16 protein-coding genes and 1 pseudogene are annotated in these 19,332 nt (G+C 50.4%); 15 read left to right on the forward strand and 2 right to left on the reverse strand.

Translation table 11 applies throughout. The annotated features are described in order from the left end of the window. Positions 1-62 precede the first annotated feature (62 nt). The 6 genes from EDM56_RS24690 (at position 63) to EDM56_RS24715 (ending at position 4,490) form a co-directional block, all read left to right on the forward strand. Positions 63-791 (forward strand): M23 family metallopeptidase, encoded by a 729-nt coding sequence (locus tag EDM56_RS24690; RefSeq protein WP_122920597.1) that lies wholly within the window; start codon positions 63-65, stop codon positions 789-791. Between the two features lie 210 nt (positions 792-1,001). After that, a complete protein-coding gene (spoIIID, locus tag EDM56_RS24695; protein ID WP_122920598.1) occupies positions 1,002-1,286 on the forward strand; it encodes a sporulation transcriptional regulator SpoIIID in 285 nt (94 codons plus the stop codon). Between the two features lie 75 nt (positions 1,287-1,361). Beyond that, the gene (gene mreB / locus EDM56_RS24700) at positions 1,362-2,375 is read left to right on the forward strand and encodes a rod shape-determining protein (RefSeq protein WP_122920599.1); all 1,014 of its coding nucleotides are present in this window, start codon (positions 1,362-1,364) and stop codon (positions 2,373-2,375) included. 18 nt (positions 2,376-2,393) lie between these two features. Continuing rightward, complete coding sequence (locus tag EDM56_RS24705) at positions 2,394-3,365, forward strand: flagellar hook-basal body protein (RefSeq protein WP_122920600.1); 972 nt, start codon at positions 2,394-2,396, stop codon at positions 3,363-3,365. A 30-nt stretch (positions 3,366-3,395) separates the two neighbouring features. Then, a complete protein-coding gene (locus EDM56_RS24710; protein ID WP_122920601.1) occupies positions 3,396-4,223 on the forward strand; it encodes a flagellar hook-basal body protein in 828 nt (275 codons plus the stop codon). Positions 4,224-4,244: 21 nt separating this feature from the next. Next, positions 4,245-4,490 carry a DNA-directed RNA polymerase subunit beta gene (locus EDM56_RS24715; RefSeq protein ID WP_122920602.1) on the forward strand — a complete coding sequence of 82 codons (246 nt, stop codon included), beginning with the start codon at positions 4,245-4,247 and terminating at the stop codon, positions 4,488-4,490. 59 nt (positions 4,491-4,549) lie between these two features. On the opposite strand, the gene EDM56_RS24720 is transcribed toward EDM56_RS24715, so the two are convergent. Continuing rightward, entirely contained in the window at positions 4,550-5,230 is a 681-nt protein-coding gene (locus EDM56_RS24720; protein ID WP_122920603.1) for a Crp/Fnr family transcriptional regulator, read from the reverse strand. A gap of 442 nt (positions 5,231-5,672) precedes the next feature. Here EDM56_RS24720 and EDM56_RS24730 point away from each other — a divergent pair, with 442 nt between their 5' ends. The 8 genes from EDM56_RS24730 (at position 5,673) to EDM56_RS24765 (ending at position 18,171) form a co-directional block, all read left to right on the forward strand. Beyond that, positions 5,673-7,484: a CHASE2 domain-containing protein gene (locus EDM56_RS24730; protein WP_122920605.1), complete on the forward strand. Its 1,812-nt coding sequence runs from the start codon at positions 5,673-5,675 to the stop codon at positions 7,482-7,484. An 18-nt stretch (positions 7,485-7,502) separates the two neighbouring features. Then, positions 7,503-8,873, forward strand: coding sequence for an NHL domain-containing protein (locus EDM56_RS24735; protein ID WP_122920606.1), 1,371 nt, complete (start codon positions 7,503-7,505; stop codon positions 8,871-8,873). A gap of 13 nt (positions 8,874-8,886) precedes the next feature. Beyond that, positions 8,887-9,234, forward strand: a complete 348-nt coding sequence (locus EDM56_RS24740) for a DUF3307 domain-containing protein (protein WP_122920607.1) — start codon at positions 8,887-8,889, stop codon at positions 9,232-9,234. A 122-nt stretch (positions 9,235-9,356) separates the two neighbouring features. After that, on the forward strand, positions 9,357-15,017 hold the full coding sequence (locus EDM56_RS24745; protein ID WP_122920608.1) for an Ig-like domain-containing protein: 5,661 nt from the start codon (positions 9,357-9,359) through the stop codon (positions 15,015-15,017). A gap of 144 nt (positions 15,018-15,161) precedes the next feature. Then, positions 15,162-15,692, forward strand: a complete 531-nt coding sequence (locus EDM56_RS24750) for a CDP-alcohol phosphatidyltransferase family protein (RefSeq protein WP_122920609.1) — start codon at positions 15,162-15,164, stop codon at positions 15,690-15,692. Between the two features lie 17 nt (positions 15,693-15,709). Beyond that, the gene (gene fabZ, locus EDM56_RS24755; protein WP_122920610.1) at positions 15,710-16,153 is read left to right on the forward strand and encodes a 3-hydroxyacyl-ACP dehydratase FabZ; all 444 of its coding nucleotides are present in this window, start codon (positions 15,710-15,712) and stop codon (positions 16,151-16,153) included. 113 nt (positions 16,154-16,266) lie between these two features. Beyond that, on the forward strand, positions 16,267-16,995 hold the full coding sequence (locus EDM56_RS24760) for a WecB/TagA/CpsF family glycosyltransferase (RefSeq protein ID WP_122920611.1): 729 nt from the start codon (positions 16,267-16,269) through the stop codon (positions 16,993-16,995). Positions 16,996-17,073: 78 nt separating this feature from the next. Beyond that, positions 17,074-18,171, forward strand: coding sequence for an MraY family glycosyltransferase (locus tag EDM56_RS24765; protein WP_122920612.1), 1,098 nt, complete (start codon positions 17,074-17,076; stop codon positions 18,169-18,171). A gap of 97 nt (positions 18,172-18,268) precedes the next feature. Here EDM56_RS24765 and EDM56_RS24770 read toward each other — a convergent pair whose 3' ends face one another. Beyond that, a complete protein-coding gene (locus EDM56_RS24770) occupies positions 18,269-18,931 on the reverse strand; it encodes a YigZ family protein (protein WP_122920613.1) in 663 nt (220 codons plus the stop codon). Positions 18,932-19,095: 164 nt separating this feature from the next. Here EDM56_RS24770 and EDM56_RS24775 point away from each other — a divergent pair. Beyond that, positions 19,096-19,332, forward strand: a pseudogene (locus tag EDM56_RS24775) (hypothetical protein); the annotation flags it as partial.

Genomic DNA, 19,332 nt, shown 5'->3' on the forward strand with positions numbered 1-19,332 from the left:
CCCCATTCCATCAGGTTTATGCACCGAAAAAGTGGTGATACTGGTGGATGAGGTGATAAAAAATGGAAGATCAAAAAAATCCAAATCAACCGATTCCTTTGAAGAAGTCAAAATCCTGGAAAAACTTTCTGGGGAAGAAGTGGGCGTTTCCCGCAATCTACATCGGCTTAGCAGCAATCATCCTCGCATTCGTGATGTGGTATCAGGGTAACGTGTTTCATGCAGTAAGCGATGAGCTCAGCAAGGAGTCGACGCCAGTCGCACAGAACCAACCGGAAACAGCAGCACCAAACACAGAAGTTTCGAAAGATGATGCAGTTCCTGTCAGCAAAGCAACACAACCGCTCGCATGGCCAGTGGCAGCAAGCGTGAGCTACTCCAAAGCCATGGATTACTTCAATGATGCAGCTGCGAAAGAAGAGCAAGCCAAAGCGTTGGTCAAGTACAACAATTCGTACATCCCGCACACAGGTATCGACATTGTCTCCACGGATAAAAAAGGATTTGATGTCACCGCTGCCCTCGATGGCAAGGTGAAAAAAGTGGAAAATGATCCGTTGGTAGGCAATCTGGTTGAAATCGAACACAGCGGCAACATGGTCACCGTGTATCAAAGCTTGGACAAAGTGACGGTTAAGCCTGGCGATGAAGTGAAGCAAGGACAAGTGCTTGGGGCAGCTGGCCGCAGCACATTTGAAAAAGACGCAGGCATCCACTTGCACTTTGAAGTGCGCGTTGATGGCAAGTCTGTCAACCCTGAGCAATACTTGAATCACGCTGAGCAACAATAACAGGCAAAAGGCCCGTGCGAGAAGCGCGGGCTTTTTGGCGTGCAAACCCGCATGGCTGCTTGCTTGCAGCCGCTCTTCTGGGCGCGTTCGGTACACGCTATAGAAAAAAGTTATCCACTTCCCGGCTTGTCAGGCTTGGAAACGGAGAATATGTGTCCCTGCCTACCCATATATTGTATCAGACAATTTCGATGCAGGGAGGCGAGTAACGTGCACGATTACATCAAGGAGCGAACCATCAAAATCGGCCGATATATCGTGGAGACAAGAAATACGGTTCGCATGATCGCCAAAGAATTCGGAGTATCCAAGAGCACAGTGCATAAAGACTTGACTGAACGACTGCCTGAGATAAATCCTGAACTTGCCAATCAGGTGAAAGAAATTTTGGAATATCACAAGGCAATTCGTCACTTGCGGGGAGGAGAAGCGACCAAAATCAAGTACAAGCGGAAAAGCAAAAAAATCAGAGTGGAGCAGGAAGAAAGTGTCTAAGAAAGACTTGTCCTCTCTCCCATTACATCCTATGATAGAAAGATAGCAATGTACACGGTACAGGGAGGCCCTCGCATGTTTAGCAAGGATATTGGGATTGATTTAGGAACAGCCAATGTGTGTGTTTATGTAAAAGGAAAAGGCATTGTGTTGAATGAACCTTCGGTGGTTGCCATCGATAATCAGACAAAAAAAGTATTGGCTGTTGGTAATGAAGCACACAGAATGGTCGGCCGCACCCCTGGGAACATTGTTGCGATCCGCCCGCTACGTGATGGCGTGATCGCGGATTTTGAAATTACCGAAGCCATGCTGCGCCATTTTCTGAACAAGATTGGCGGAAAAAGCTTGTTCACAAGACCACGCATTCTTATTTGTTGTCCAACGAATATTACATCTGTCGAACAAAAGGCGATTCGCGAAGCTGCAGAGCGCTCAGGCGGGGCTCGCGAGGTATATATTGAAGAAGAACCGAAGGTAGCAGCCGTAGGAGCAGGCATGGACATTTTCCAGCCTTCCGGCAACATGGTGGTCGATATAGGCGGTGGTACCACGGACGTAGCGGTATTGTCAATGGGTGATATCGTCACCGCCTCTTCTATAAAGATTGCCGGCGACAAATTCGATATGGCGATCATGCGCTATATCAAGAACAAATACAAACTGCTGATCGGGGAACGGACAGCAGAGGACATCAAAGTGCAGATTGGGACCGTTTACGGTGGACGCCAGGACGAAATGGACATTCGCGGACGAGATATGGTTTCCGGATTGCCGCAAACCATCACGATTCGTTCCGAGGAAGTTCAAGATGCCCTGGCTGAATCAGTTAGCTCGATTGTACAAGCCTCAAAAAATGTTTTAGAACGAACACCTCCGGAGCTTTCTGCCGATATTATTGATAAAGGGGTTTTCCTCACGGGAGGAGGCGCGCTGATCCACGGGTTGGACCAATTGCTCGCCGACGAATTGAAGGTACCGGTACTGGTAGCGGATGACCCGATGATGTGCGTTGCCAAAGGGACAGGCCTGATGCTTGACTATTTGGACAAGGCCCCTGTTCAGCGCAAGAACAAACTGTTTGGATAGAAACAGGAGGGGTTTTACGTGATTCGAGGTTTGTATACGGCAGCCTCCGGAATGCTGGCGATGCAGCGCCGCCAAGAAGCGCTTTCCAACAATCTGGCCAATATCAACACGCCAGGGTACAAGGAAGATGCGGGCGTGATCCGCTCATTCCCTGAACAGCTGCTCGCAAGAATCAATGATCAAAATGGGCCGACTGTGGATGGCATGCCTTCCATGACAGGACAACCTGTACCGATTGGCAAATTGAATACGGGTGTCTATATGTCAGAGGCTCTTCCTCTATTTACGCAAGGGGATATCGCGCAAACGGACAGCCCTTATGATGTGGCATTGACGGACAACCTTCCAACCGATCAGGTGAACGGGAAAGCGGTCAAACGGACCATGTTTTTCAGTGTGGCACGAATCCCGGATACGACTCAGCCGGCAGCTGCTGACCAGATCCGCTATACGAGAAACGGGAGCTGGAGCATTGATGACCGAGGCTTCATGGTGACACCGGATGGTTACTATGTGCTGGATAGTGAGAATCGGGCGATCCAGGTCAATGGCATTACGGATGCGAACGGAAACACGGTGAGCGCCGGACAAGACCTCAAAATCACCTCGACAGGCGAGCTGCAAATGCTGGTGCCGAATCCAGAACCTAACGCCAGCGATAAATACGAACCGCTTGGAGCAGACCCGAATAATCCCGTACGACTCGGCTTGCGAGTAGTGACCGATCCGAACCAGCTGGTGCGAGAAGGCAATAATTTGTACCGCTGGGAAGGGCAGAACGCGCCGGTCGATGCCTCAACTGATCCGACCCTGAACGGATTTTATGCAATCCGGCAAGGCTGGGTAGAGCGGGCGAATGTAAATCCGGCCCAGACGATGACGGAAATGATGACAGCGCTGCGTTCCTACGAAGCCAACCAGCGTGTCCTGTCTACGCTTGATTCGACATTGGACAAGGCGGTCAATGAGATCGGCCGCGTCAACGGATAACACCAGGTAGACGAAGGGAGGTAAGTTCTCATGCAATCATTGCAAATTTCGACAGCAGCCCTGCGCGGCGTCCAACAAGCGCTGGATACGGCCGGAAATAATATCGCAAACATCGACACCGTCGGGTTCAAGCGGCGCGGAGCATCGTTTTCCGAGCTGTTGAACGATTCGATGGACAGCCAGCCGTCGACGGACAAAGTCCGCACTTCACCAGCGGGCCTGCGCATCGGTAGCGGGGTAAAGGTGGGCCTGACACCACTCGACATGACGCAAGGCAGCGCGAAGCAGACTGATGTCCCGACCGATTTGATGATCGAAGGGGAAGGCATGTTTTTGGTGAGCCGCTACAAGGGTATGGATGCGCAAGGCAATGTGCAGGAAGAGTACCGCTTAACCCGAAACGGCGCCTTTCATCTGTCGATGGACAACCAGGGCAGCAACACGGTGTACAATTTGGTGACGGCATCAGGCGACGTGTTGCTGGATGAGCAAGGCTTGCCGATTGAACTGCCGACGGATGGGGAAATTACGGTTAGACCGGATGGACAAGTCCTGCACAATGGTGAGGAACTGTCAGCAGTAAAAATCCCGGTGTTCAAGCTGGATAATCCGGACAAGTTCAAGCAAGCGGGAGAGAACGAATTTCTTTGGCAGGATCCCAATGGAGACAGTCCGTGGAATGTGTTGAATCATTCGGATGCGACAATGCGCCAGGGCTTTCTTGAAATGTCCAATGTAGATTTGAACAAAGAGATGTCGCAAGTAATCTTGGCACAGCGTGCTTACCAGCTGAATTCCCGTGCCATCGAAATTTCCGATCAAATGATGGGGATTGCCAACTCCATCCGCAGTCGTTAATACCTAAACGGAGGACAACCCATGAATCGTGTGAATGAAAGAAGCTTTCCGCGCGAAAGGCCGGAAACAGAACAACAAAGGCCGAGGCGTGTAAACGGATGGGGACGGGTGGCTGCCAAGCTCCTGATCGTTCCGTTCCTGCTCTTCTTTTCACTGATGATTGGGCTGGTCATCGGATACAGTGTTCTCGGAAAACTTCCTGCCTCGGAAGTGTTTCAGATCAGCACGTACAAGCATATGTATGACCTGATCTTCTCGGGCACGTAAACAAAAAAACCCTCAGAGAAGCGTATCTGAGGGTTTTTTCTAATTTCGTATGTATCCAATCACAGCAGGGCTTCCAAAGCACCCTTGTCTTTTAGCAAAATGAACTTTTTATCAATGCTGATCAAAAACTTGTCTTGTAGCTCCAAAAGGACCTTAGTCACCGTCTCACGAACAGTCCCCACCATATCAGCGATTTGCTGGTGCGTTAGCTTCATGTTGATCAACAATCCATTCTCTTGAGAAACACCATGGCCGTTGCCGAGCATAAGCAACGTTTTGATGATCCGGGATCTGGCATCAAGGAAGGTCAAATCCTCAATCTGCTCATTGGCCCGGCGCAGACGGTCCATCAGGCTGTCGACCAAGTTGAGAGTCAGCTTGGGGGTATTTGCGAGCAGAGTTTGAAAATCTTTGCGTTTCATCGCGTACAGAACTGTCGACTCCAACGCTTGCGCACTGGCGGAACGAACCTGGTTTGTTTGCAGAACCGCCATCTCACCAAAATAATCGCCATCACGGAAAAGGGCCAAAATGACTTCGCGCGACCGGTCAAATCGGAAAATCTTCACCAAGCCACTTTTTACGATAAACAATTCTTCGCCAGTATCGCCTTCGAAAAAAATTGGTGCACCTTTTTTGTAGCGGCGCTCGATGAACAGCTTTCTAACCTGCGCCAGTTCGTCGAAAGAAAAGTCGCAAAAAAACGGCACTTCTTTTAAAAAGTGCGACGTAGACAACATCCTTCATCCTTTCCCAAGAACATCTTTCTCTTACTAATAATAGGAAGAATCAAATTATTTCACAAGGGGAAGCACCTCTTTTGTTACGCAAAACACAGATTCAGGCCGAAAAATACGCAATAATAGAGAGGGATTCTGCATGAATTTCCAAGTAAAATGATGCTTGTATCGAGGTGGATATGAAGAATAAACGCGGGTTTTATCGTTTGGAGTCGAAACGACCATTTTGTGCGAATATGGAGATTATTTGGATTAAAAATAATGCGATTCAAACTGGGAACGCTCAAGTCTGTATCGATGATATCGCTGCGGGCGGGCTCCGATTTGTTTCGAGAAGCGCGGCTGCTTTAGGGAAAATTCCGCCCCAAATGACCGCCGGTTTTTAGGACATGCCTGATTACCGTCAGGCCATCGATACGATGTCATAATAAAGGAGTGCTTCATGGTAAAGCAAACAAGAGCAGTGCTGATCGCATTGCTGATTACGCTTGTCGTGGGCTGGCTGTATCATAATGATGCCCTCTACAACGTGGAAGTCAATTTCGTCGATCGGATGACAAAGGAAATCCGAACTGTCGACAGCCGAATCGTCATCGTAGGGATTGACGATGACAGTCTGAGCAATCTCGGGCAGTGGCCGTGGCCCCGCTCCATTCATGCCGAGCTGATCAAACGGATCGAGCAGGCGGGGGCGAAGGCGATCGGCCTCGATTTGATTCTATCCGAGCCTTCCCAAGACCCGGCTGACGATGCAGCGATGCAGGACGTGCTGAAGCAATCGCCAAATGTGGTCATGGCAAATACATTCATCTTCCCCAACAAACAGGAAGACGAGAGATCGCTCAAGTACGACAAGCTGCTGAAGCCGGTGTACGACGTAGGTGAACAGCAGCAGGCGCACATCAACGTCTTTGCGGATCGCGGCGACATCGTGCGACAAATTCTGCTCGGCGTGCCGACGCAGGACGGCAAAATGCTGTCGGCGCTCAGCGTTCGTCTGGCCAACTACTTGCTACCGCCAAATAAACAGATCACGTTTGAAAGCGGCAGATGGAAACAAGGAGCCAATACGCTCTTTACCAATCAAAAAAACCAGCTGTACTTCGCTTTTGCACAGCCTCCGGGCGGCTATACGATGATTCCGTATTTTGATGCGCTGAATATGGATCCGGAAACAATGGAAGGTGCGTTCAAAGACGCGATCGTCCTGATTGGCCCATATTCCGTCGGATTGGGTGACCAATACCTGACGCCGACCAGCAATGCGACGAAAATGTATGGTGTCGAAATTCACGCCAACATGGTGCAGAGCCTTCAAGACAGCCGTTATTACCAAACCATTTCCGGTAGCTCGGAATGGATCGGATGGGCCTTGTTGTTTATCCTTTCGCTCCTGACGTATTTGCTTACGCGCCGAGTGAAACCGTTGCTTGCCTTTGTCCTCTTCCTCGTCTTCTTTATCGGTTATGCCGTTATCGCCATTCTGGCTAACGTTTTGCTCAATTTGCTGCTGCCGTTCACGTATCCGATATTGGCCATTATCATTTCCTATGTCATTTCAATCGTGAACAGATACTTGGCAGAACGCAAGGAAAGAAGCCGGGTGACATCCCTGTTCAGCCGCTACGTCTCCCAACAGGTGGTGGACGAGATCTTGAGCTCGCAGGAAGCGCAAAACCTCGGGGGTACGCGCAAAAATGTGACGCTGATGTTCGTAGATATTCGCGGCTTCACCCCGCTGTCGGAGCGGATTGAACCAGAAGAAGTCATCCAGGTGCTGAATGAATATCTCGATTTATGCACACAGGCGGTTTTTGCCTATGAGGGTACATTGGATAAATTCATCGGAGACGGGGTCATGGCGATCTTCGGTGCACCGATTCCGCTCGACGACCATCCAGTGCGGGCCGTGCGCGCTGCGCTGCAAATGAAAAAAGGATCGGCCGCTTTAGCGGAACGATTGACCGAAAAGTATGGATACTCAGTGTCTTTTGGCATCGGATTAAATTCAGGGGATGCGGTAATCGGGAACATTGGCGCCAAAAACCGGCTCGACTACACAGCGATCGGTGATACCGTCAACATGGCGGCGCGATTGGAGTCAAATGCCAAGCCTGGCCAGGTTCTCATCAGCCAGTCCACCTACGATTTGGTAAAGGAGCTGTTCGAGATCGAACCGCTCGGCGAGATCAAGGTAAAAGGGAAAGAAAAACCTGTCGCGGTCTACCAGGTCATGGGAGAGAAAGAAAAATAACAGGGGGGTTGCAGCATCATGCGAATTGCATCGAAAAAAACAGTGTTACTCGGACTTGTGACGGCTGCCCTGATCGCGCCAGCTACAGGAGCCTTTGCAGAAACAGTCGCCCGCGTGGAAACGGCGTTTATCCCGCAAGGAAGCATGTATGGAACGGCGATCGCTGGCAAGACGCTCTATGTCAGTGAATTGGACACGGGTTTGATCAAGGCTTTCCACACGTCGGACGAACAGGAAGCGACAATCGTAGCTCAGTCACTGCTTGAGCCAAAAGGCATGGCCGTGGCATCGGATGGTACGCTCTATATCGCCGATAGCGGACATCACCGCATCGTACGCGTGACGCCTGCTGGGGAAATGAAAACAGTGGCTGGCTCTGGTGAAGCGGGGTATAAAGACGGACGAGCTGCAGAAGCCCAATTCCATGACCCTTCGGATGTGGCAATTGCATCGGACGGATCGCTGTATGTCGCTGATACACTCAATCATCGGATCCGTAAAATCGCTACAGACGGAGCCGTAACGACGGTGGCGGGCGGCGGAACGGAAAAAGACGCCGATGGCTGGCTGATCGGTGGCCTGCATGACGGAACGGCGGCAGAAGCTCGATTTAATGAGCCGTCTTCGGTCGCGCTTGATCCGAACGGCAACTTGTTCATTGCCGATACAGGCAACCAACGGATCAGAGAGCTGACGACCACAAGTACCGTAAAGACGGTAGCGGGCGGCGGTGAGGAGCGGGTGGAAAACCGTTACATAAAAGGCGGATACGCCGATGGGCAGGCGGGCGACGCGCGTTTTTATGCCCCGACAGGGCTGACGTTTGCCCCAGATGGCGGACTCTACATCGCCGATACGCTGAATAATGCGGTGCGTTTATTGTCGTCTGATGGTACCGTGAGCACGGTAGTGGGCGGAGATTTGCACGGTTACGGCGACGGCTGGGGAGTAGAGGCTCAATTGGACGGCCCGACAGACATAGCCGTTGATGGCAAAGGGGCACTATGGGTCGCAGACCGTTGGAATCGCACGATCCGTTCAATTGATAGAATCGCTCTTCCGGAACGAACGCAGCCTGCGGATGTTCGGTTCGTATACAACGGAAAAGCGCTTCAGTTGAAAACAAAGGCGATCATTCGCCAAGGCGCCACCTATGCGCCGTTGCGAGAGCTGGCAGAAGCTCTTGGCTTTACGGTCACCTACCAGGCTGCTTCCAAACAGGTGACCCTCACCAACCGAAGAGGGGCAAAGCAGCTAGATTTACGCGCAGCAATCGTCATCAATGGCAGCACGATGGTGCCTGTCCGGGAGCTAGGGAATTTGCTTGGCGTACAGGTCGCGTGGAGCCCTATGTACAGACTGGTTGATCTGACTTCACCTGTGAAGTAGAGGAGGCTGAAAGATGACACTGTTTGAAGTGCTGCTGGTGGCCCATTTTGTTGGAGATTATTTGTTTCAAACGTCTTGGATGGCGATGAATAAAGCGAAGAACTGGGCCGCGCTGCTTGTCCATTCCGCCGTGTACACATTGGTGTTGTACGTTGCGGCGAATCTTATCTGGGCCAAGCAGCCGCTATCGTGGCCAGCGCTCGCCGTCATTTTTTTCGGCCATGTTATTTTGGATCGGCGGACATTTGTCGCATGGTGGGTGCGCAAGATCATGATGGCGCCGGAGAGCAGCTGGCTCAGCATCATGGCTGACCAGATCTTTCACTTTTTGCTCATTGCATGGGCGATTTACTTGTCATAGTCGATTAGAAAACCTGGCTGCGCCAAGCTTTTGGCGGAGCCGCGGTTGCACTTATACTGGATAAGAATTTTATAAATTCTTATCTGTAGAACAACACAAATCGAGTAAGGGAGTGAATAGCGTTGGGGGTTACGATTCAGCGATACATGATGTGCTTGCTGCTTTTCATCGTAGTGGCAGGCTCCGTCTTGCCATCGTTTGCTGCTGAGAAGCTGGAGCGTGTAGCCAAGCTGTCACACATTGTAGGGGATGTCCAAGTAAAAAAGGCAGGCGGTGCGAAACCGTTCAAAGCTTTTAACAACATGGCGCTAACACGTGGTGACCAGATTACAACAGGGAAAAACAGCAGTGCACAGCTCGATCTCGACGATGGCAGCAAGCTGGTTGTCGGCAGCAATACGCAGAGTATGATCAGCGATTTGGTCAAAAATGCGCAGGGCGGCAACCAGACGGCGGTCAAAGTCGTGTCAGGTCAAGTCTGGTCCAAGCTGCAAAGCTTGTCGAATAGCAATGACTCGTTCAAATATGAAACACCGACCGCAGTCATGGGCATACGGGGAACAATGCTTTTGGTCACTGGGAACAGCCTTTTTGTGACAGAGGGGGTCGTTTCGCTTTCGGGGAAGGGCTCGCAAGCGGAGGCCGCGCTGGTCAAGTCGAATGAGTGGGGAGAAGCTTCGGGGGCAGGTAGGCTCGATGGCGGTCTCATCAATATTAAAACATTAGTAGATGCGATGGATAGCCAGGTGCTTCACGTCGCGACAGAGGACATCATTCATGCTGTGTATGAAGCGTACAAAAACCCTGAGCTTGTGAAACCGGGCAAAGGGATGTCCAATGAGTTTTTGCAGCAGGCAGCCGAATTTGTGGCTGCGGCCAAGGAAAAAGACCCGACGATTCAAGTACCATCAGACTTTTCCCAAGTCGTACAAGAGGTTGCGAAGCAGATTGCCGACAACCTGAACAGTCCGACGAATCCGAATCCGGTGGATACGATCTCCTCAGGCAAAAAGAAGCCGAGTGACGATCACCAGTCACCAACATTGCCTGACCAAAATCCAACCTTGCCAGGTTCGCCTAGCGGCAATGGCGGTTCTCCCACTACTCCGACTCCAGGCAATAGTAGTGGAGGCGGAGGCAGCGGAGGTAGCAGTGGCGGTGGTGGCGGCTCTGGCGGAGGCGGCGGTGGTGGCAGCTCCCAATCCGTTATTGATACCGTAACGGCAGCGCCGATCGGAGATGGCAGTAACAGCCGAGTGACGGTAAAAGGAACGAACACGGCATTCAAAACCAAACCGCTCATCGTAAATATTGATGAAAAGCAATGGGGCGATGTGCCGTTCTCGGTTGGTGCGGTCAATACCAAATCGGATACAGAGATGAATTTTGAAGTGAGCACGCCGGACGATGGCCGATACAAGCTGGAATTCCTTTATGACGGCAAACCGTACAGCTACCAAGTATCGTTTCTGGGCGGTCCGTCCCGGATTGAGAGCGTGAACGTGACGACAGACTCATCCTTCAAGCGGATCGGGACCATACACGGGCGCAATCTCTCCTTATCGTCAAGCGGGATCACTTTGTCCATGGAAGGCGGCAATGACAATGCCAAGCAAAGCATTCAGGTAAAAGAGAAGCAAAGCATTCCGCTAGTAAACTTCCAGGTCGTTAGCAATAACACTATAAACTTCACGGTTCCAGAAAATACGACAGAAGGCACATACGCGGTTACGTTGAAGATCAACGGCAAAACGTATACGTTCCCTTCATTTACCGTGCCGCTCCGCGTGGTCAAAGTTGATGCGGTGCTGGTAGAGACGACAGATGCCGGACGATCCATCACTGTCAACGGTAAAGACGCGCATTTCAAGCAAAACGAAACCACGATCAGCGTGTTGAATGCAGCGGGACAGGTTGTATACCAGCTTTCCGGTAGCCAGCTCACTGTCGTCAGTGAGACAGAGCTGCGCTTCCAGCTGCCGCCGTCTGTAGTAGGAGACGTTACGTTCAAAATCGTCAGCAAGCATGAAGAAGGACGCGGCACACTGGGATTGCCGAAAGTGGTCGAACTGGAGCTGGGCTCACAAAGCGAGCCGCTTTATGTAGGACAAAAGGTTCCATTCAAAGCAATCGCCAAGCTGACCGACAAGACAGTTGCAGACGTCACGGAAAAGGCTGTTTGGAGCGCAACGCCTAATGACCTTGCCGTCATTACAAAAACAGGAGAGTTCACCGCCAAAAAAGCGGGGAACGTCACAGTGACAGCTGCGTTTGAAGGCAAAAAGGCATCGCATACCTACGCGATCCAAAGCAACATCAAAGAGTTGAAGATTGTGCCGAGCCAAGCCAATGTCAGTGTAGGGAAAACGTTCTCTTTCCGTGCAATGGCAAAGCTTCTGGATGGAAAAACGCAGGATGTCACCGATTTGGCTGCATGGACCATTGCAGACCCAAGTGTCGCGTCGATTTCCGGACCTACGGTAACGGGCGTCAAGCAGGGAACCACAACGGTGACCGCGACGATCGACCAGTACCAGGCGACCGCGCAAGTGAACGTGAAGCCGGGAGTGACTGCACTCGTGATTACGCCGCCGCAAACCAGCATCAATGTCGGACAGACGGCCAGCTTCACGGTGACCGCGACTTATGCGGACAACAAGACGGCGGACGTAACCTCCCAGGTTGAGTGGAGCACATCGGATGCAGGGGTGGCACAAGTCAACTCCGGGATCGTGACCGGCGTAAAAGCAGGGAATGCGAAGGTGACTGCCAGCTATCAAGAGCAGAAAGCGCAGGCAGGAGTGACGGTGAGTGATGTGGTTGTGCCACAGCCGCCGGTGGGTGGTCCGTTCAAGATGAGCAGACAGCTCGTCAAGATCGATGGCACGCATGTCAAGGTGCGATTTAATCATCCTGTCGATCCACAGACCGCTACAAATAATTTTAACTATGTCATGTACAGTTCAAGTGGGACCAACAATGCTGGTTTGCCTATTGAGCTTTCTGCAGATAAAAAAGAAATCACCCTCGTTTTTTCGGGGATGAATTCTGAATCTGTCGCATCGCTCAGACTCGAGGTATCCGGAGTGAAAGATGGGAGCGGAAATTTGATTTCCAGCTCCAATGCTCAAGCCTATTACCCGTATCATCCGGACTATGTCGAATTGAGTCCAGGGACCAATCCCGGAACAACCAAGCTGATCGGTGTCGACAACTCAATGGAATGGCGAAAGTCTGGTTCTGCAGCGTACCAGGCCATCACTGGTGATCTGGTAGACAATATACCAGCAGCAGTAAACGATACCTTCTACGTCAGATACAAGGCAAATGACATTGACGGAACATCTGAAGATTTGTTACTGGTAGCAACCGAAAATGAGATCAACAATGGACAGGGGACGGAGGCGCTAGCAAAAAATGTTCAGTTTAGCGATGAGAATGCACACCCATCTGAGATTGCCGGAACGATAACATGGGATGCTGCCGAACCGGAGTCAGGCATAACCGCTTATGACGTCTATTTTGTAGCAGCGGACGGCTCGCCTGTGTGGAAAATCGGGTCTGTCAATCAAGTGGGCCAGGCGCATTACGCCTTTACCCTTGGAGGACATACGGCGATACCGAGCGGAATTACAAAAGTAGGCATTTTTTCGATATACGGGTATGAGCGCAGCGAAGAAGGAGCTAGCGTGTCTTTCGCTGATGTCAGCACGGAGCCTCCTCTCGCTAACGAGCCGCCCGATCCAAGCACTTTCCGGCTCTCTTACGATGACAAGGCATATTTGATTAATAATGAAAATCATCAGATCATGCCAGGGGATACGGTAAGAGTGTATAACCAGAATGGGCAGCTGCTCGGAAGCGGTAAGGGATATGAGGAGTACGGAATTCACATTGGCCTTCTCCGTCATGACTTTTCATATATGGATGAGGGTGTAAAACCACTATATATTACGGTTCAAACACCTGGGAAACTGGAGAGTAGTCCTGCCGTATTCGGAGTCAGTGAAGACAACACCATTGCCCCTTACGTGCATGATATCCAGGTTAATGGAGATACAATTTCGGTGTTGAATGTGCCGATGAGTGCAATCATCCGGGTTTACGATACCGTAGATAGTGAGGATTCGATCGGTGGGTCCGTTCAGCAAGCAGACGGACAGCCGCTTACCTTTACGTCGAACGATTTGGCAAACAAAACAATGATTTATGTTGAAATGCAAGAATTAGGTAAAAGTCCGAGCCTGCGGACAGTCAAATTGTTGACTGGCGGTCAGGGTTCCGATTCACCGGTTGTGACCAAAGGAATGACGGTGACCGATTTTTCAATGAATGGTACTGCCGAGCCATGGTCGCGCATCCAACTGAATCGGGGAGAAAGAATTCTTACAGTCGGTTACGCAGACGAAGCTGGTGATTTTGGGCTTCAGCTTACTCGATGGGAAGAGCCGTTTCCGCCGTTGCAGGAGAATGAAGTTCTCAAGGTATCCGCTCAGGCGCCAGGGAAGACGATTAGCGTGAGTGTAGATTCTATGATCGAACCTGATAATGGAGGAGACGCGCCAAGCTTGGATTCGGTCAACCCTTATAGGTGGGAACCCGCAGATAAGCGCTTGATTTTGACGTTCACTCGCTGGATTGAACAAAACGGTGATGTGAATATGGGATCAACGATCAGCTTTTCACATGATGGCGAACCATACCAGCCGATTTCGTCCCTTGGTTCCGTATTCATCAATCCAGACAACAAAAAGGAATTGGTGATCAACTTTGGGCAAATATTGTCCGGTACAAACAACGCGATTCGAATCGAGTCAGGTGTACTGACGGATTATAATTCGCAGATACCGAATCCAGACACGATTCAAGTGACCGGTATCATCATTCCCGTACCAGATGCCCCGGAACTTTCGCGGGAGAATGTAGAGCTAAGAAGAGATGGCGACTGGAAGGTAATCGTAACGGGCATGGAAGATGGAGATCAACTTAGTGTGTTTGACGCTGACAGTAACCCGGTAGGAAGCCATACTTACCAAGCGAGTGTGGATAACCAATTTACGATTACTGATGGGAGTTATCCATTTACTTTCAAAGTGACACGGGAAGGAGTAGGAAGCACCCCTCTACCGCTATATGCCTCGATCAATGGTATTTCGGTAGAACCACGTACTGAGAATAATGAAGGAATCAATAAAGGAATCAACCATGTATCCTGGTCGCAAACTTCCATGCCGCAGTCTGAGTTTGCCCGCTATCAAATATACCGTTCCATCAATCCGGATGGGATAACTGATGCGACAAAGATAGCCACGATTAACAGCTTTGACACGCTCGATTGGGAAGACACGAACCTCCAAATCGGAACATCGTATTACTATATGGTTTATGCGGTAAGCAACGATGGAACGAGCACAGCTCGATCAGAAGCCGTAGCAGGGACACCGATGGAGGAGCCATCTAATCCAGTGGTCAGTGCCATTTATATCGATGAATCCCAGTCGACGACGAATGGGATTTACGTGCCGATTTCTGATGATGTGACTGTGACATTCACAGCGCGGTTGGTTGACCAAGATGAGCATGAGATGCCAAGTGAAACGGTGGCATGGTCAATAGAATGGATGGATCCCTTGTCAACATTGCCGGACGGCGTTGAATTTCAAAATGGAGTTTTGACGGTACATTCGGGGGCATTGGCGGGTCAATTCAATATCATCGCAACCTCCACAAGCAATCCATCGGTATCCGAAATGCGCAACATCGTAATCAAGTATACGTCTTGACAGGCTCCCCCCCAAAAGGGGGGATTTCTGTTTTAATTGCCGACCCCACGTCTGTAGCGTTATAATGTTGGCATATTATATAGAAAGAGAGCCCACATCCAAAATCTGCACAACTGAGGGGAGACTCTTGCGGAGGGGTAATTGGTGAACATTCCGAATCTGCTTACCTTTTTTCGTATTTTGCTCATCCCTGTCTACCTGCTGGTGTTTTTCTCATCAGGTCCATTCCATGTGGGGATAGCATTGGCAATTTTGATCTTGGCGGGCTTGACCGATATCATTGATGGCTACATCGCACGTACATACAACCAGATAACCTCCTTCGGCACCATGATGGACCCCTTGGCGGACAAATTAATGATGCTCGCTGTTGTCTGTTCCTTGTTTCTAACAGAGCGGATTAGTGTATGGACCGCCCTGTTTTTCTTTGCCCGTGATCTGGGCATGATTGTAGCATCAGCCATCTTTCATTTTCGCGGAAAAAAAACCGTCCCTGCCAATGCGTTTGGCAAAGTGACCACGGTTCTGTTTTATGTGACCTTTCCGCTGCTGATGTATCGGTACGTCTACGCTGAAGAAATTCTCTGGGCGGTGATGGTCTTCTCATTCGTGACCAGCGCGCTCTATATCGGCAAATATCGCATCTTAAACAACAAAAATAGCACGCACCAATAAAGGAGAACAACAAACGCATGGAAAACAAACCGCTTCTCGATATCAATCAAATTCAAGAAATCATCCCGCACCGTTATCCATTTCTGCTCGTAGACCAAATTTTCGAGCTGGAAAGCGGAAAGCGCGCAGTCGGCCGCAAAAACGTGACGATCAATGAGCCGTACTTCCAAGGCCATTTTCCAGGCTACCCGGTCATGCCGGGCGTCCTCATTGTCGAAGCTTTGGCGCAAGTAGGGGCCGTGGCTGTACTCAGCATGGAAGAAAACAAAGGAAAGCTGGCGTTTTTTGCAGGAATCGACGAATTCCGCTTCAAGGATCAAGTGAAGCCCGGAGACACCCTCGAGCTGACCGTGGAGCTGACCAGATTGCGCGGCACGATCGGTAAAGGGCACGGCACCGCAACCGTAAACGGCAAGGTTGTTGCGGAGGGTGGCTTAATTTTCGCGCTCTCCCAAAAGTAGGGAAAGCACCTGAATAAGCTTGTACTATCAACAAAATTCGAGTAGAATGGCGTAGATGTAACTTTTCTGTAACATTCACGTCAAACGAGATAACTGGCTGGAGGCAATTCGTCATGAAAGAGGCCAAAATACTTGGGGTGTCCTTCTCCACCCTCGGATTCAACGCGACCGTTTCCGATCTCGTTGCCCGGGCAGAGGCTGGACAGCGGACGCATGTCGTCACCGCAAACCCTGAAGTGGTCATGATCGCCAAAGAAAATGCTGGTTTTCAATCGATTTTGGACCAAGCTTATGTTGTGCCGGATGGCATCGGAATCGTCTACGCAGCCAAAATGCTTGATAAGCCTTTGCACGAACGGGTCACTGGCGTTGAGCTGGTGGATGCACTCATGCAGGAGGCCAATACACAAGGCTGGAAAGTCTTTTTGCTCGGCGCTTCACCCGATGTTAACCGAATGGCGGCAGCCCGATTGGAGAAAGACTTCCCAGGGGCCAAAATCGTGGGTCGTCGCGACGGATATTTTTCCGCGGACGAAGAACAGCTTTTGATAAACGAAATCAACGCAGCATCGCCAGACTTACTATTTGTAGCAATGGGCGTACCCAGACAGGAGTTCTGGATTGCGAAGCATTGGTCCCAGCTAAATACGCCAATCGTCATCGGAATCGGCGGCGTTTTTGATGTATTGGCAGGTACGGTCAAACGCGCACCTGTCTTGTGGCAAAAGCTTCACCTCGAATGGCTGTACCGTTTGCTCAGGCAGCCATCTCGCTGGAAACGACAGCTGGCAATTCCGCGTTTTGTCGGCGCGGTTCTGATAGAAAAATGGGGAAAACGATAATTTTTAGGTTGAGATAAGGATTTGACGTGTGCGTAAAGAAAAGAAGTTTTTCTCAAATGAGAGAGGAGATCTTTTACGATGTCTAGCTATGTCTTCGGACTCTTGACCTCGCTGCTTGTCGCTTTACTGGCTACACCCTATGTGAAGAAGTTTGCTGTCAAAATCGGAGCCGTGGACGCGCCTGACCAACGTAAGGTGCATACACGGATTATGCCACGTATGGGAGGCCTGGGGATTTACCTGGGGTATGTGGTTGCATTCTTTCTGTTTGTTCCGCCGACCAAGGAGATGATCGGCATCTTCATCGGCGGCTCCGTCATCCTGATCGTCGGGATGCTCGATGATAAATACCAGCTGTCTCCCAAGCTCAAGATGCTTGGTCAGCTGATCGGCACGATCATTGTCGTAATTCCGTTCGGCCTCAAGATCGGTGTCGTCAATCTTCCGTTCGGCGAAGCGACCATCGACTTTTCTAGCGGATGGATGATTTTGCTCGCGATCCCGATCACGATGCTTTGGATCGTCGGGGTGACCAATGCGGTGAACCTGATTGACGGATTGGATGGCTTGTCCGCCGGGGTTTCTGCAATCGCGACAGCGACGATGGCTGTGATGGCATTGATCAAAGAACAGCCAGACCCGGTTGTTGCCACATACTGTTTCGTGCTCTTGGGTGCGATTCTCGGATTTTTGTTCTTCAACTTCCATCCGGCCCGCATCTTCATGGGCGATACTGGTTCCTTGTTCCTCGGATTCAACCTGGCGGCATTGTCGATCATGGGCTTTAAGGAAGCGCTGTTTGTTTCCTTCATCATCCCGATTGTCGTGTTGGGTGTTCCATTGTGGGATACGTTCTTTGCGATCGTGCGCAGAATCGTCAACAAAAAGCCGATTTCCGCACCGGACAAAGGACATTTGCATCACTGTCTGCTCAAGATGGGCCTGTCCCATCGCGCAAGCGTCCTGGTGATTTACGCAATCAGCATCTTTTTTGGGACAACTGCGATCGTATTGACCAAAGCAGCATTGTGGATTTCCATCATTATTATGGCGCTGCTGCTCTTCATCATCCATATGGCGACGGAGATTGTTGGGTTGGTCAGCCGCAAACACCGCCCGGTCATCAATACGTTCCGCCGTATCAAATTGAAATACGCTGGCCGTCGAAGCCACTAAAACACGAATCCCTTTTCTCCAAGAGGACAAGCTCTTGAGGAAAAGGGATTTGTGTTTCTTCTATATTATATAGAAGAGATAATTCTGGAAGGTTCATTTAATCTTCTGTATCGGTATCGCCTACGGCATCGATCGGCACCTCGATATACAGCTTCTCGCCACGGCTGATTTCGGCTTGTCCATTGGTGAGATCGGTCATGCGCAAAACGAATGCATCCTCTTCACCATGCAGCACGTGAATCAAAACCGTGACTTTATCCGTATAAATAGTATCGGCCACCCGGCTGTTCAGAAGACGCAATTCATTTTCGACTTTTCCCCACCAGTGATAATCGACAGTGACCGATATTTCTTGATGAAGGAGGTGGGCGACGATGCCTGCCGCTTGCAAGCCGGTGACGGTTCCCGCTGTATAAGCGCGGACAAGGCCGCCGGCGCCCAGCTTGATTCCGCCAAAATAACGAGTGACGACGACGACCGTGTCCTTTAGGCCGTTCTTTTTGATGCATTCGAGGATCGGCTTGCCTGCCGTACCGCTTGGCTCACCATCGTCGCTTGACCGTTGGATCTGATCGTTTTCGCCGATCACGAACGCAGAGCAATTGTGCGTCGCGTCCCAGTGCTTCTTTTTGATCATGTTGATGAAGGCGACGGCTTCCTCTTCCGTTGTCGCCCGCTGTGCATACCCGATGAACCGGGAACGTTCGATGACGATCTCGTCTTCGCCGTAACCGGCTACGGTTTTATATTGATCTAACATGCAATCACCTCATGCTATAAGGATAGCCAAAAAACCAATGCGATGGCAACGGTGTAGAAATTGTGGAAAATGCTTAAATGAATGAACAATTTCCGGAACATGTGCTATAGTGGAAGAGGATATAAAGCAAAGAATTTTTTTGACCAATAAAGGAGTGACAATTCATGAATTACCCATATTCGAAAAAAGGCTGGATGGCTCTGACGCTGGCAGCTGTCATGTTAACATCCGTAGGAGTTGCGAAGGCGGATAGCGATAAAACAAATGATTCGCAACAAGCGACTGTTAGCAATCCATTTGCAAGCACGGAGCAAAAAGCAACAACCAACACAGCGGCAAAACCAGTAGCAACACCAGCTACGACACCAGCAACAGCAACAGCAACAACAACAACAACAACA

It is taken from the genome of Brevibacillus fluminis (assembly GCF_003710825.1).
GTDB lineage: Bacteria > Bacillota > Bacilli > Brevibacillales > Brevibacillaceae > Brevibacillus_D > Brevibacillus_D fluminis.

Bases quoted from the DNA above. Each gene is read 5' to 3' on its own strand.
- EDM56_RS24760 (WP_122920611.1), top strand. From the start codon at position 16,267: ATGAAAGAGGCCAAAATACTTGGGGTGTCCTTCTCCACCCTCGGATTC.
- EDM56_RS24765 (WP_122920612.1), top strand. From the start codon at position 17,074: ATGTCTAGCTATGTCTTCGGACTCTTGACCTCGCTGCTTGTCGCTTTA.
- EDM56_RS24740 (WP_122920607.1), top strand. From the start codon at position 8,887: ATGACACTGTTTGAAGTGCTGCTGGTGGCCCATTTTGTTGGAGATTAT.
- EDM56_RS24710 (WP_122920601.1), top strand. From the start codon at position 3,396: ATGCAATCATTGCAAATTTCGACAGCAGCCCTGCGCGGCGTCCAACAA.
- EDM56_RS24770 (WP_122920613.1), bottom strand. From the start codon at position 18,931: ATGTTAGATCAATATAAAACCGTAGCCGGTTACGGCGAAGACGAGATC.
- EDM56_RS24690 (WP_122920597.1), top strand. From the start codon at position 63: ATGGAAGATCAAAAAAATCCAAATCAACCGATTCCTTTGAAGAAGTCA.
- fabZ (WP_122920610.1), top strand. From the start codon at position 15,710: ATGGAAAACAAACCGCTTCTCGATATCAATCAAATTCAAGAAATCATC.
- mreB (WP_122920599.1), top strand. From the start codon at position 1,362: ATGTTTAGCAAGGATATTGGGATTGATTTAGGAACAGCCAATGTGTGT.
- EDM56_RS24720 (WP_122920603.1), bottom strand. From the start codon at position 5,230: ATGTTGTCTACGTCGCACTTTTTAAAAGAAGTGCCGTTTTTTTGCGAC.
- EDM56_RS24735 (WP_122920606.1), top strand. From the start codon at position 7,503: ATGCGAATTGCATCGAAAAAAACAGTGTTACTCGGACTTGTGACGGCT.
- EDM56_RS24730 (WP_122920605.1), top strand. From the start codon at position 5,673: ATGGTAAAGCAAACAAGAGCAGTGCTGATCGCATTGCTGATTACGCTT.
- EDM56_RS24715 (WP_122920602.1), top strand. From the start codon at position 4,245: ATGAATCGTGTGAATGAAAGAAGCTTTCCGCGCGAAAGGCCGGAAACA.